This window comes from Streptomyces sp. NPDC054841 (assembly GCF_053611045.1).
The window spans coordinates 1-13,290 of sequence record NZ_JBSGZO010000234.1 but is presented as its reverse complement, the minus strand read 5'-3'; the positions used below and the strand labels follow the sequence as shown (position 1 = coordinate 13,290).

At 73.6% G+C, this 13,290-nt stretch carries 10 protein-coding genes; 6 read left to right on the top strand and 4 right to left on the bottom strand.

Features of this window, described 5'->3' with window-relative positions:
• Window positions 1-1,269 (bottom strand): S8 family serine peptidase (locus ACWGI8_RS26685; RefSeq protein ID WP_453664617.1); only part of this gene is annotated, 1,269 nt, incomplete at its 3' end.
• 284 nt (window positions 1,270-1,553) lie between these two features.
• On the opposite strand from ACWGI8_RS26685, the gene ACWGI8_RS26680 reads away from it, so the two are divergent.
• The 4 genes from ACWGI8_RS26680 (at window position 1,554) to ACWGI8_RS26665 (ending at window position 4,162) form a co-directional block, all read left to right on the top strand.
• The gene (locus tag ACWGI8_RS26680) at window positions 1,554-2,642 is read left to right on the top strand and encodes a helix-turn-helix domain-containing protein (RefSeq protein WP_453664615.1); all 1,089 of its coding nucleotides are present in this window, start codon (window positions 1,554-1,556) and stop codon (window positions 2,640-2,642) included.
• Between the two features lie 23 nt (window positions 2,643-2,665).
• Window positions 2,666-3,148 (top strand): DUF456 domain-containing protein, encoded by a 483-nt coding sequence (locus ACWGI8_RS26675; protein WP_453664614.1) that lies wholly within the window; start codon window positions 2,666-2,668, stop codon window positions 3,146-3,148.
• A gap of 199 nt (window positions 3,149-3,347) precedes the next feature.
• Window positions 3,348-3,725: a PPOX class F420-dependent oxidoreductase gene (locus tag ACWGI8_RS26670; protein ID WP_453664613.1), complete on the top strand. Its 378-nt coding sequence runs from the start codon at window positions 3,348-3,350 to the stop codon at window positions 3,723-3,725.
• 161 nt (window positions 3,726-3,886) lie between these two features.
• Complete coding sequence (locus tag ACWGI8_RS26665; protein ID WP_453664612.1) at window positions 3,887-4,162, top strand: hypothetical protein; 276 nt, start codon at window positions 3,887-3,889, stop codon at window positions 4,160-4,162.
• A 65-nt stretch (window positions 4,163-4,227) separates the two neighbouring features.
• On the opposite strand, the gene ACWGI8_RS26660 is transcribed toward ACWGI8_RS26665, so the two are convergent.
• The 3 genes from ACWGI8_RS26660 to ACWGI8_RS26650 form a co-directional block, all read right to left on the bottom strand.
• Window positions 4,228-5,586 (bottom strand): AlkA N-terminal domain-containing protein, encoded by a 1,359-nt coding sequence (locus ACWGI8_RS26660; protein ID WP_453664619.1) that lies wholly within the window; start codon window positions 5,584-5,586, stop codon window positions 4,228-4,230.
• 290 nt (window positions 5,587-5,876) lie between these two features.
• A complete protein-coding gene (gene rsgA, locus ACWGI8_RS26655; protein WP_453664610.1) occupies window positions 5,877-7,016 on the bottom strand; it encodes a ribosome small subunit-dependent GTPase A in 1,140 nt (379 codons plus the stop codon).
• Between the two features lie 302 nt (window positions 7,017-7,318).
• Window positions 7,319-7,618, bottom strand: coding sequence for a hypothetical protein (locus tag ACWGI8_RS26650; protein WP_453664609.1), 300 nt, complete (start codon window positions 7,616-7,618; stop codon window positions 7,319-7,321).
• Window positions 7,619-8,057: 439 nt separating this feature from the next.
• Between ACWGI8_RS26650 and ACWGI8_RS26645 the strand changes: the two genes are divergently transcribed.
• Window positions 8,058-11,384 carry an FtsX-like permease family protein gene (locus ACWGI8_RS26645; protein ID WP_453664607.1) on the top strand — a complete coding sequence of 1,109 codons (3,327 nt, stop codon included), beginning with the start codon at window positions 8,058-8,060 and terminating at the stop codon, window positions 11,382-11,384.
• Between the two features lie 10 nt (window positions 11,385-11,394).
• Window positions 11,395-13,290 (top strand): ABC transporter permease (locus ACWGI8_RS26640; protein ID WP_453664606.1); only part of this gene is annotated, 1,896 nt, incomplete at its 3' end.

Sequence of the window (13,290 nt, the reverse complement as noted above, 5' to 3'; positions counted from 1 at the left end):
GGAGATGGCGACGCCGGGCGCGGCGATCTCCGGCTTGAGGGTGTGCGAGACGATCGCCGGGCCGCGGCTGGAGAAGCTCGCGGTGGAGTCGTGGCGGGCGGCCGCGCCGCCGGTGAGGACGCTCGGCGCGCAGCCGGGCGAGGAGACGGTGTTCAGCGCGGGACCCGAGTTGCCTGCGGCGACGACGAACAGGGTGCCCTTGCTCTGGGCGAGTTGTTCGGCGGCGACGCTCATCGGGTCGGTGCAGTCGGTCGGTACGCGGCTGCCGAGGCTCATCGAGACGACGTCGGCCTTGTTGTCGACGGCCCACTGCATACCGGCGATGATCCAGGATTCGGCGCCGGAGCCGTAGTCGTTGAGGACCTTGCCGTTGAGGAGTTCGGCGCCGGGGGCGATGCCCTTCTTCTTTCCGCCGCTCGCCGCTCCGGAGCCGCCGACGGTGGAGATGGTGTGGGTGCCGTGGCCCTGGCGGTCGGCGGCGTCCGCCGAGTCCGTGAAGTTCTGCTGGGCGGTGATCCGGCCCTTGAGGTCCGGGTGCTCGGCGTCGGCTCCGGTGTCGAGGACGGCGACCTTGGTGCCCTTGCCGTCGTACCCGGCGGCCCAGGCCGCGTCCGCGCCGATCTGCTTGGCCGACTGGTCGAGCGTGGCATGGACCTTGCGGTCGAGCCAGAGCTTCTTCAGCCCTCCGGCGGCCCGCGAGCGGGGGCCGGTGACATCCGCCCAGAAGCCGGCGGCCTGCTCCTTGTCGGCCTTGAGCGCGACGCCGTCGACGACCGGGAGTACGAGGGAGCGCTGCGCGCCGCGCGGGGTGGCGGGGACGGAGCGGGCGACATCGTTGCCGTACACGGCGATCAGCGGCAGCGTCCTGCTGTGCGCGTCGTCATAGCCCTGGCGGATCAGCCCGGTGACGTTGAAGAGCTCCTGGTCGGCCCGGCCGGCGGCGAGCGCGTCGGTCGCGCCTTCCGGGTAGACGTAGAGGTCCTTGCCCGACTGGCGGGTCTGGAGCAGCGGTACGGTGCCGTCCTCGCGGGGCAGCGCTGCGGCGGCGGGGCTCGCCGTGCCGGCCCCGCGCACCAGTACGCGGTCGCCGGTGACGAGGGTGACGGGGACGGGCTGTCCTTCAGCGGCCGAGGCGGCCTGACTGCCTGTCAGAGGTCGGTTGCCGGCCGGGTCGTCCTGCGGCCTGGCGGCCACGGACGGCGCGACCGCGGTGACGGCCAGGGCGGCGGCGGTCGCCGCCCCCAGGGCCGTACGCGATATCGGGCGCATCGCTCTCCCCAGTTAATTCCGGCACATAGGCACACAAAGGCCCCGAGTCCGGAGGCTGTTGCTGCTGCGGTGGCGCCACATTGGCAGAGCGACGGGCGGTGCAGGGATGATGTGATCGGCGGGTATACGCCGTGGCCGATTTCCGCCACGATCATGTCGGCCACATGTCGGCCACATGCGGAATGGTCAGGTCCTGCCTTCTGGATCAGGCCGGGTCGGCGTGCCGGGCACGCGGGCCCGGCACGATCCGGAAGACAGGACCCAGGTCCGGGGAGGGGACAGGGGTGCTGGGAGCGATAGGTCTCGACGCGAGACAGGAGTCGGCGTACCGCGCGCTGGTGGTGCTGGGCGCCGCGGAGGTCACCGATCTGGCGCACCGGCTCGCACTTCCGGAGACGGACACGGAGCGTGCGCTGCGTCTGCTGGAGCGGCACGGTCTGGCCGCGCAGTCGTCCGCGCGGGCGGGCCGCTGGGTGGCGGCGCCGCCCGGGGTCGCGCTGGGCGCACTGCTCACCCAGCACCGCCACGAGCTGGAACAGGCGGAGCTGGCGGCGGCTCTGCTGGCGGAGGAGTACCGGGCGGAGGCCGCGGAGCCGGCCGTGCACGACCTGGTCGAAGTGGTGACGGGCGCGAGCGCGGTGGCGCACCGCTTTCTGCAGCTCCAACTGGGCGCGACGGACGAGGTCTGCGCGCTGGTCACCGGGAAGCCGGTCGTCGTGTCGGGGACGGACAACGAGGCGGAGGAGCGGGCGTCGCAGCGCGGGGTCGCCTACCGCATCGTCATCGAGCGCGAGGTACTGACGCTGCCCTCCGGGCTCACCGAGGTGTCGGCGTCCCTCGGCCGCGACGAGCAGGTCCGGGTCGTGGACCGGGTGCCGACCAAACTCGTGGTCGCCGACCGGACACTGGCGATGGTGCCGCTGACCGGGCGGGGTTCGGAGCCGGCGGCGCTCGTGGTGCATGCGAGCGGGCTGCTGGAGTCGCTGATGGGGCTGTTCGAGGCGGTGTGGCGGGAGGCGCTGCCGCTGCGGCTCGGGGCGGGCGCGCAGCTGACGGAGGAGAAGGTGCCCGGCCCCGACGCCACCGACCTGGAGATCCTGTCGCTGCTTCTGGCGGGAATGACGGACGCGAGCGTCGCCAAGCAACTGGAGCTGGGCCTGCGGACCGTGCAGCGGCGGGTGAAGGGGCTGATGGAGCTGACCGGGGTGACCACTCGGCTGCAGCTGGGGTGGCACGCGTACGAGAAGGGCTGGGTGGCCCGCGGCACGGTTCGCGACCCGGGACGTGACACGGTCCGCGACCCGGGACGTGACACGACCCGTGACCTGGAACGCACCGCGGGCCAGGACCTGGTGCGCGACCTGCGGAGCTGAGCGGGGTCCTGCACCCTTGGCAGATGGGTGCATGGCAGCTCGTGCTGGTCGGCATGGTGATGCTGCTGGGCCTGCTCGGGGTGCTGGTTCCGGGTGTTCCCGGCACCTGGCTGGTCTGGTCCGCGGTGCTGTGGTGGGCGGTGCAGGCGAGGACGGCCCTCGCGTGGTGGGTACTGGTCGGCGCGACGGCGCTGCTGCTGGTCAATCAGGTGGTCGTCTGGCAGCTGGGGCCGCGCCGGATGCGCGGCGTGGGCATCACCCGCCGGATGGCGGTCTTCGCGGGTACGGGGGCGCTGCTCGGCTTTGTGCTGCTGCCCGTGGTGGGCGCGGTGGTGGGATTCATCGGGGGCGTGTACGGCTCCGAACGGCTGCGCCTCGGCGGGCACGGGGAGGCCATGACCTCGACCCGGACGGTGATGCGGGCAGCAGGGACGAGCGTGCTGGTCGAGCTGTTCGGCTGTCTGCTGGTCGCGGGCGCGTGGGTGGGTGCGGTGATCCGGGGCTGAGCGCCGGACCGCACGGGGGCAGGCGCCGCACGGGGCGCCGGACCCGCCGGAGCTCCGGAGGGCGTCACCCGCTGGGTGCGCCTGGTCAGCGAAGCGGGGGCGCACGCCGACGCCGACCGCGGGCCGGCCCTGACCTACGACCTCCGGACCAGGACGACATGCCGATGCGCAGCCGATCGGGGCCGGTGATGCTGACCTCATGACCGAATTCAGCGAGGCCGAGCGCGCGTACCTCAGGACCCAGAAGCTGGGGCGGATGGCGACCGTGGACCCTCAGGGGCAGCCCCAGGCCAACCCGGTCGGCTTCTTCCCCCAGAACGACGGCACGATCCTCGTCGGCGGACTGGCCATGGGGAAGACGAAGAAGTGGCGCAATCTGCAGGCGAACCCGAAGGTCGCGCTCGTCGTGGACGACATCGTGAGCACGCGGCCGTGGCAGGTGCGCGGGGTCGACATCCGGGGCGAGGCGGAGCTGCTGACGGGGCCGCACGAGCTGGGGCCGCACTTCAGCGAGGAGGTGATCCGGATCCACCCGAAGAAGATCCACAGCTGGGGCCTGGAAGAGCCCTCCCCGTAGGCCGGCGGCCGGAAGCCGGAAGCCGGACAGGGCCCAGGTGTATTGATCACGAGCCTTCCGCACCCCCTGCCAATTACCGACTTACCGATAATCGGCGCGTACCGACCGTGTGTGACGGTCGATCGGCTGCGCGCGGGGCAAGCTCGCCGTCGGGATCGGACGTGGAGTCCCCAACCGGTCGATACGCGGAGCGCCCACGTCAGCTTCGCATCTCCGTCAACGGCAGTGTCGTCGCCTTTGACGGGCGGGACACCGCGGACGCCCCGGTCGGCCAGGGCACTTCGCAGGACGTGTCAACGATCGTTCAGCTGAATGCCGGTGACGAGATCTCCCTCAGGGCCTTCCAGACCACCGGAAGTGCCGCCACCTCGACCTGGCTGTTCACAGGAGAGACCAACGTGGCTCCCCAGCTCCAGGCGGAGTGGCTCGCGCCGTAGGCCACGTCCTCGGTCCGAGCGCATCCCCACACGTCCACCGCCGCCGAGCACCCCTGCCGGAGAAGTCATGGTGATCCGGAAGAGACGCCCTGGCGGTCCGTGGTGGCGAGGTACCGGGTGGCGTACGAACGCCATGGCCGGTGGGACTCGTCGTCGCGCCCGCCGTCGGGGGCGACGTCCGGGTCCCCGAGCGCGCGCATCCGGATCAGCGCGGCGGTGCTGGGCGTGACGCCGGGCAGGGCGAGCAGCGTCCGCTCGGCCTCGTCGCGGTCCGCGCCGGGGTCGAGGCGCAGGTGCCCGTCGGCGACGGCGCTCGCGAGCGGGCCGACGACCGGGTGGTCCGTCAGCACGGCCGGTTCGGGGAAGAGATGCGTGAGCCCGCCGCAGGGCCGGTCCAGAACCTTGCCGTACGCCTCGACGAGCCGCGCGGCCTCCTCGCGGCCGACGACGGCCCGTACCGCGAACTCCTCCGGCTCGGCCGCCCCGGGTGAGCGCAGCCCGGGGCGGGCGGCGACGAGCGGAGCGAGCACGGGGTCGGCGGAGAGACGTTCCCCGACGGCGTACGGGTCGGCGTCGAGGTCGAAGAGCCGGCGCAGCCGCTGGACGGCGGTGGTCAGGTCGCGCAGGTCGGTCAGCTGGATGCGGGCCTCCAGCCACGGTCCGGCCGAGCGTTCGCCGACGGAGACGATGCCGGAGCCGTACGGAAGCCGCAGGGTGCGCCGGTACGTACGGCCACCGGCGGCGCCGACGACCTCCTCGATCCGGTCCACGGCTTCCTGCGCGAGCAGGTCGAAGACCTCGCGGGCCGCGTAGGGCCCCCGGTGGGCGAGGCGCAGCGGGATCCCGGCGGCGTTCACGGCCTGCCTGGAGCCCGTCTCGGCGCGGAGTTCGCTCGGCGTACGGGCGTAGATCCGGCGGATCGTGTCGTTGAACTGGCGCACACTCGAGAAACCGGACGCGAACACGATCTCCGTGACCGGCAGCCCGGTCGTCTGGAGCAGCACGCGTGCGGTGTGCGACCGCTGGGCGCGGGCGAGCGCGACCGGCCCTGCGCCGAGCTCGGCGTTGAGCTGCCGCTGCACCTGCCGCGCGCTGTACCCGAGGCGGCCCGCGAGACCCGGCACACCCTCCCGGTCGACCACGCCGTCGCCGATCATGCGCATCGCCCGCCCGACGACATCGGCCCGTACGTTCCACTCGGCCGATCCCGGGACGGCGTCCGGCCGGCAGCGTCGGCAGGCCCGGAAGCCGTGTCCCTGTGCGGCTGCGGCGGTCGGGAAGAACCGGACGTTCTGCCGCTTGGGCGTGACGGCGGGGCAGCTCGGGCGGCAGTAGATGCCGGTCGTGCGGACGCCGAAGAAGAACTCGCCGTCGAACCGCGCGTCACGGCTGCTCACGGCCTCGTACCGGGTGTCCTCGTCCATCACGTGTCCAGTGTCCGCGGTGCGCCGTGCGCTCTCTGGCGGTTTTCGGACACCACGCTATCGCGCGAGCTTGCGGACCGGGGCGCCTGCGGCGGGCTCTCTCCCCCGGCCGGCCCCGCCCCGTGACCGGGGCTTCGCCCCCGGCCCCCTGCACGGCCCCCTGCACGGCCCCCTGCACGGCCTTCGGCCGTGTCCTCGATCGCCGGACGGGCTGGAAGATCCAGCCTCGCCGGCGATTGAGGCGCGGGGGCGGGGGGCGGAGGCAGGAGGCAGGGGCAGAGCCCCGCGGCTCAGCGGACGCGCCCCCGCTTGGCCTCCATCGCCGCGCGGCCCTCCGCGTGCTTCAGCTTCCAGTCGCGGCGGATCTCCGCCCGCACCCGGGCATCGGTCTTGGCGACGATCCGCTGGTTCTCGCGGAGCAGCTTGCGGTAGCTGTCCAGCCTGCGCTCCGGCAGGGAGCCGTCCTCGATCGCGGCGAGCACCGCGCACCCCGGCTCCGACTCGTGCGCGCAGTCGTGGAAGCGGCAGCCCTCGGCGAGTTCCTCGATCTCCGAGAAGACCTGCCCGACTCCGGTGCCCGCGTCCCAGAGACCCACCCCGCGCAGCCCTGGTGTGTCGATCAGGACCCCGCCGCCCGGGAGGGCGAGCAGATTGCGCGTGGTGGTGGTGTGGCGGCCCTTGCCGTCGACGTCACGGGCGGCCTGGACCTCCATGATGTCGTCGCCGAGCAGCGTGTTCGCCAGTGTGGACTTTCCGGCGCCGGACACCCCCAGCAGCACGCTGGTACCGCCGGAGACGACCGCCGCGAGCACGTCCATGCCCTCGCCGGTCAGTGAGCTCACCGGCAGTACCTGCACTCCGGGCGCCACGGTCTCCACGTCCTGCACGAGGTACGACATCCCGGTGGCGTCCGGCACCAGGTCGGCCTTGGTGAGGACGACGAGCGGCTGTGCGCCGCTCTCCCAGGCCAGCGCCAGGAAGCGCTCGATCCGCCCGAGGTCCAGCTCGACGGCGAGCGAGACCGCGATGATCGCGTGATCCACGTTGGCGGCGAGGATCTGTCCCTCGGACCGCTGGGACGACGTCGACCGCACGAACGCGGTGCGCCGCGGCAGATACGTCCGGACGTAGCGCGGGCTGCCGTCGGCGTCCACGACCGCCCAGTCCCCGGTGCAGATGACCCTCAGCGGGTCGTGCGGCGTGACGAACGCCGTGTCGGCGCGGACGGTCCCGTCCGCGGTGACGACGTCGCACTGCCCCCGGTCGACCCGCACGACCCGGCCGGGCACCAGGCCCTGGGCGGTGTACGGGGCGAACTCGGCGGCGATTCCTTCGTCCCAGCCGTACGGGGCGAGCGGGTGCGACGAAGACGGAACAGAAGAGAGAGACAAGGGAAACCCTTCACAAGGGTGGCCCCGGCATGCGCACATGGACGTGCGCGAAAGGAGAGAAGGAAAGAAGGAGGTCAGCCGGAGACCACGGGGGTGGGAACGATGAACTTCCGAGTCGGGGCAGCGCCCAGCGCAATGACCGTCATCAATGTCCTCACCTCCGCCTCTTCTCCGGTTCTCCGGATCCGCGTGCTCCGCGGAAACGATCACAACCTACCGCCGGCCCGTCCGGCCGCGCCAATGATTTTCCGGCCGTTCCTCCGGCGCGCTCCTGCGACGTACGCGCCGCGATGTCAGCGACGTCTGCGACGCGCTGCGACGTCTGCGGTGCGCTGCGCACGTCACGGTACGAGGTGGCTGAAGCCCACCTCGTACCGTTCGACGGAGAGAACACGCTGGCCTTCTCTCCGTGAGGTTTCCACCCGGATCTGGTCGGCCAGCTCCTCGCTGGCGTGCATGGTCTGTTCGTCCCGCCACAGGGTCAGCGACACGGCTTTCCCGGTTGCCCGGTCGACGAAGTAGTACACGCCCAGGAAGCCGGGCATACCCCGGACCTGCTTGACGATCGCTTCCGAACTCGCCGTCAGGTCACCGTGCCCGGGCACGGGCGATCCCTGGTAGGTGCTCAGTCTCGCGAACATCGATGGCACCCCTTCCTCCGCGGCCGTCGGCCGGGCGGCTGGCAGCCTCAGGCCCTGCAGGGCCCGGGTCGTGTCTTCAAAGTCCCGTCCGCCCGGCGACGCCTGGCACGCCCTGCGTGCGGACGACGCTTCTTCGAGGACACTCCCTAGCACCAGCGTGCCCCGGGAGGCCGGTCGCCGCACCCGGGCTGTGGGGCGCAGCCGCCCTTGCGGCTCTCCGGCGCCGCACACGGCCGCGCCGACGCCGTCCTGACACATGGGTGACGGGCTGCCGCGCAGCGGAAACGGGAGCTCGGATTCCGGTGCTCCCGCCCCGGAATCCGGTCACGATCCGATCAAGTCGCGTGCATGAACGGTCACTTCCTCCTGCCGCGTCTGAAAACATGCCGTCCCGAAAGGGCTTTCGGGGGACGCGCATCGGCACAACGGGGGGACGGCGATGACGGGGTTTCTGTTTCTCCGTGCACGCGGACACCGGTTGCTGCTCGCGGCCGCACTGCTCGCCGTCCTGCTGACCACGGCCGTACTGGCCACGCTCGCCGCCTTCGCCGGCTCCGTCGGGGACGCCGGGCTGCGGCACGCGCTGCGGAGCAGGGACGCCGCGGCCGCCTCACTGGTCATCACCTCGGACAATCCGGGCGGGGACCGCGAAGCGGCGGCACGGGCCGCGCGGCGCGGGGCACAGCAGTCGTTCGACGGACTGCCGGTGACCCTGCGGCAGTTCGACCGGTCGGGGCCGTACGCGCTGCCGCGCGCCCTGCAGCCGCCGGCCGCCCGCCAGGGGGATCCGGATCTCACCGAGTTCGCCGCCGTCGACCGTTCCCGGGTCCGGCTCCTGGCGGGCGCCTGGCCCACCGCGGGCCCGGACGGGGTGACCGAGGTCGCCGTGCCCGAGGCGGCCGCGAAGCAGCTGAAGCTCGCGCCGGGGCCGCGGGTGCTGACCCTCGCCGACCGGCTGGGCGGACCCGCGGTGCGGATCCGCGTCACCGGTGTCTACCGCCCGGCCGACCGGAGCGACCCGTACTGGCAGCTGGACGAGCTGGGCGGACGCGGCGTGCACAAGGACTCGTTCACCACGTACGGGCCGCTGCTCACCGACGCCGAGGCGCACGGCTCGGGCCGTATCACCCGGCGCAGTGCGTCGTGGCTGGCCACCGGTGACTTCGGCGCACTGGGCGCCGACCGGATCGACGCGCTGCGCACGGCCGCGAAGAACAGCCAGAAGTTCCTCGCCGCGCAGCCGGCGCTGAAGGGCAGCGGTGTCACGGCGAGCACCTCGCTGCCCGACGTGCTCGACCAGTTGGAGCGGGCACTGCTGGTGTCCCGGGCGACGCTGCTGATCGTCTCGTGTCAGCTGGTGCTGCTCGCCGCGTACGCGCTGCTGCTGGTGGCGCGGCTGCTGAGCACGGAACGCGCGGGCGAGACCCGGGTGCTGCTGGCCCGCGGTGCGTCGCGCGGCCGGCTCGCCGCGCTCAGCGCCCTGGAGGCGCTGCTGCTCGCGCTGCCCGCGGCCGTGTGCGCGCCGTTGCTCGCCGGTCCGCTCACCCGGCTGCTGGCCGGACAGGGCCTGCTCGCCAGGATCGGGCTGTCCCTCGATGCGTCCGCCACCGGCCCGACCGCGCAGGTCTGGCTGGTGGGCACGGTGGTGGCGCTGGCCTGCGCGGCGGTGATGGCGGCCCCGTCGCTCACCGCGTCCCGGACGGCACGCGGCCGTGCCCGCGCGCTGCCGGCCCCGCTGCGGGCGGGCGCCGATGTCGGGCTCCTCGTCGTCGCCGCGGTCGCGTACTGGCAGCTGGACCGGCGCACTCTCACCGGCGGCGCCCTCAGCGGCGACCGCCAGGGGGAACTGGGCATCGACCCGCTGCTCGTCGTGGCTCCGGCGCTGGCACTCCTCGCCGGCACCGTCCTCACCCTTCGGCTGCTGCCGCCGACGGCGAGGCTCGCCGAGCGGCGCGCGGCCCGGGGCCGCGGGCTGACCGCGCCGCTCGCCGGCTGGCAGCTCAGTCGCAGACCGCTGCGCGGCGCGGGCCCGGTGCTGCTGCTGGTGCTCGCCGTCGCGATGGGGGTGCTGGCCATCGGGCAGGGCGCCTCCTGGGACCGCTCGCAGGACGACCAGGCGGACTTCCGGTCGGGTGCCCCGGTCCGTGTACTGGGCAGTGGCACGGTCCAGTTCGGGCAGGGCGGGGTGTACGACGGGATGCCGGGGGTGAAGGCCGCGGTCCCGGCCGCCCGTACGGGTCTCGGCCTCTCGGGCGGGCGCCAGGCGACCGTGCTGGCGCTCGACACCGGCCTGGCCGGCGAGGAACTGCGGCTGCGGGACGATCTGGCGGACGGTGACCCCGGAGGTCTGCTCGCCGCCCTGCGCCCGGAGCCGACCGCCCGCGCCGGGGTGCCGCTGCCCGCCGGCACGGCGCGCCTGGTTCTCGACATCACCCTCCACGCGGCCGAGGACGGCCCGTACGGCGAGTCCGGCGTGAACCCCACGATCACGGTGGAGGACCGCTACGGAGTGCCGTACCGGATGCAGTTGGACACGGTCCCGTCGGACGGCAAGCGGCACACGACGACCGTGGATCTCGCCGGGGCCGCCGACGCCCCGGCCGGAAGGTACGCGGGTCCACTGGCGCTGACCGCGGTCGAGTTCGACGAGGGGGGCAACCCCGACCGGATCGCGCCCAAGCGGCTCACGATCGGCGCGATGCGTGCGGTCACCGCGGACGGCGACGCGCAGCCGGTCACCGTGCCCGAGGGCCTCGACTGGCAGGCGAGGGCCACCGCGAGCGTCGGGGCCGACGAGACGCAGCCCGCGGTCACCGCCGTGCGCTCGTCGGCCCGGACGCCGCTCGACGTCTCGTACCACACGGGCGTGGCGGTGCTCGAGGGCGGTTGGATCGAGGAGCGCACGGTCACCGTCCGCATCACCGCCGAACGGGCCGCGCCCGCCGTGCCGGCCGCGCTGGCGACCGACCGCTTCCTCGAGTCCAGCGGCGCGAGGACCGGCTCCGAGATCGAGGTTCCGATGCCCGGCGGCCCCGTCCGGGTGAGGATCGCCGGGGTCCTGCGGGACATCCCGACGACCGGGCCCGGTGCGCACGGCCCCGGCCGGGCGGCCGGAACCGCGACCGACGGCGGCGCGCTGCTGCTCGATCTGCGCGCCGTCAACCGGGTGCTCGCCACCCGCCCCGACTCGGCGTTCACGCCCACCGAGTGGTGGCTGTTCACCGAGCCCGGCAAGGCGGCCCAGGTCGCGTCCGCGCTGCGGGACCGGGCCGAGATCGACCCCGCGCAGATCGAGGTGCGCGACGAGATCGCCCAAGCGCTGCACGACGATCCGCTGGGGGCGGGCCCGCAGTCGGCGCTGCTCGCGGTCGCCGTCGTCGCCGCCGCGCTGGCCGCGGTCGGCTTCGCGGTGAGCACGGTCGGAGCGCTGCGGGAGCGGTCCGCGGAGTTCGCGGTGCTCCGGGCGCTGGGTGCCCCGCAGCGCCAGCAGGCCCGGCTGCTGGCGGTGGAGCAGTCGCTGCTCATCGGGCTGGCGCTGGTGATCGGCGTGGCCCTCGGCACGGTGCTCACCCGTGCCGTCGTTCCGCTGATCGTGCTGACCGGGCAGGCCACTCAGCCGGTTCCGGGGGTGCTGGTGGAACTGCCCGTCGTACGGGTGGCCCTGCTGGTCGCGGGAGTTGCCGCCGCCCCCGTGCTCGTCGTCGCGGCGCTGGCCGTGCGTCGCGGTGGTACGGCGACATCGCTGCGCGTCCAGGGAGGCGAGTGAGGTGCCGGAGGTGAGTGAGGTGCGGGAAGCGAGTGAGGTGCGGGAGGCGAGTGGCGCACGGAGGACGAAGGACAGGAGTGCGGTGAAGGCCGTCGCCCCCTGGGTCCGTACCCGGCTGCGCACCGCACCCGGCCCCGCCGTCGCGCTGGCCCTGCTCGTCCTGGTCACGTCGTTCCTCGCCGCGGTCTTCCCCCGCGCAGTGGACGCCTACGAGAGCGAGGGGCTGCGCGATCTGCTGACCACCTCCGCACCCGACCGCAGTGGTGTCCAGCTGACCCGTGTACCGCCGCTGAACGAGGACGGCGACGAAGGGGCCGGCACCAGCTCGGTGCGCCCCCGGCGGCTGGCCGAGCAGTACCGCACGATCGTGGCCACGCTGCCGGAACCGCTGCGCGCCGACGCCGGGCAGTCCGGGTACGGAGTGCGCACCGCCAAGGCGGTGGCGGCCATTGACGACTGGCTGCCCGAACTTGACGGCGGGGCACCGGTGTTCACCCTCAGCGCTCCGGCGGGGCTCGACAAGCACTCCATCCTTCGCTCCGGACGGGCGCCCAGAGCCGCGAAGGACTCCGTCACCCCGGCCACCGGCGTCGTGGAGGCCGCGGTCACCACGGCCACCGCCAAGGCCCTCGCCATCAAGCCCGGTTCGACCATCCATGTACCGCGCCCCGGCGGAGGCGCACCGCTCGCCGTCAGGGTCACGGGCATCGTCGAACCGGTGCGCCCCGAGCTGAGCTACTGGTCCGTCGAACCGGTCCTGCGCACACCGACGTTCCTCTACACGCCGCCGCCCGTCCCGCTGCCGTACTGGCACGGCGCGCTGCTGCTGGCCCCGGAAGCGGCACCGGCGCTGCTGTCGGTGTCGGCGGAGACCGAGGTCTACTGGCGCGTGGCCACCGACCCGGCCGGGCTCGGCGTCGGCGATCCGCCCCGGCTCAAGGAAGCGGTCGCCTCCCTCGAACACGGCCCGCTGCAGGCGCGCCTTCGCACCTCCGTCGCGCCGGAGCTGGAGATCAGGTCCGGTCTGGACGACATCCTCCTCGAGTTCGAGGGGGTCGTCTCCGCCATCGATCCGGTGGTCGCGGTCGCCGGTTTCGGTGTCGGCAGCGTCGCCTGCGTCGTATTGCTGATGACCGGCGGGCTGGCCGCCGCACGGCGGCACTCCGAACTGTCCCTGCTGCGCTCGCGCGGCGGTTCGGTCCGCGGTGTCGCGGGGCGACTGCTCGCGGAGGCCGCCGTTCCGGTACTGCCCGCAGCGGCTCTCGGCGGTGTCCTCGCGCTCGTCCTCGTACCCGGGGGCCGGCTGCTGCCGCCCCTGCTGGCGTCGGCCGCGGTCGCGCTGGTCGCGTGTGCCGCGCTGCCGCTGCGGGCCGCGTTCCTGCACCGGCGGACGCGGCTGCACGACGGACGGAACGATCTCGTACGGGCCAGGCCCTCGCGCCGCCGGACCGTGGCCGAGCTGACGCTGCTGGTGCTGACCGTGGCGGCGGTGGCCGCGCTGCGCCGCCGGGGCACCTCGGACGGCGACGTGGACCAACTGGTCAGCGCCGCCCCGGTGCTGGTGGGCGTGATCGCCGCACTGCTGCTGGTACGGCTGTATCCGCTGCCGCTGCGGCTAGCGGCGCTCCCTGTGGCACGCCGGCGTGGTGCGATCGGTTTCCTGTCACTGGCCCGTGCGGGCCGGTCCCCCGCCACCGCCGCGCTTCCGCTGCTCGCACTGCTCGTGGCCCTGACCACGGCGGCGTTCGGCGGCTCGGTGCTCGCCGGGGTCGACGACGCCCGTGACCGGGCTTCGCTGGTCGCGGTGGGCGCCGACGCCCGGGTCGAGGCGGCCGACGAGCTGCCGGACACGGTGGCCGACGCCGTACGGAAGGTGCCCGGGGTGCGGGACGTCGCGCCCGTCCAC

Coding starts and splice junctions, on each gene's coding strand:
- ACWGI8_RS26675 (WP_453664614.1), top strand. CDS start 2,666: ATGGGTGCATGGCAGCTCGTGCTGGTCGGCATGGTGATGCTGCTGGGC.
- ACWGI8_RS26670 (WP_453664613.1), top strand. CDS start 3,348: ATGACCGAATTCAGCGAGGCCGAGCGCGCGTACCTCAGGACCCAGAAG.
- ACWGI8_RS26660 (WP_453664619.1), bottom strand. CDS start 5,586: ATGGACGAGGACACCCGGTACGAGGCCGTGAGCAGCCGTGACGCGCGG.
- rsgA (WP_453664610.1), bottom strand. CDS start 7,016: ATGTGCGCATGCCGGGGCCACCCTTGTGAAGGGTTTCCCTTGTCTCTC.
- ACWGI8_RS26650 (WP_453664609.1), bottom strand. CDS start 7,618: ATGTTCGCGAGACTGAGCACCTACCAGGGATCGCCCGTGCCCGGGCAC.
- ACWGI8_RS26645 (WP_453664607.1), top strand. CDS start 8,058: ATGACGGGGTTTCTGTTTCTCCGTGCACGCGGACACCGGTTGCTGCTC.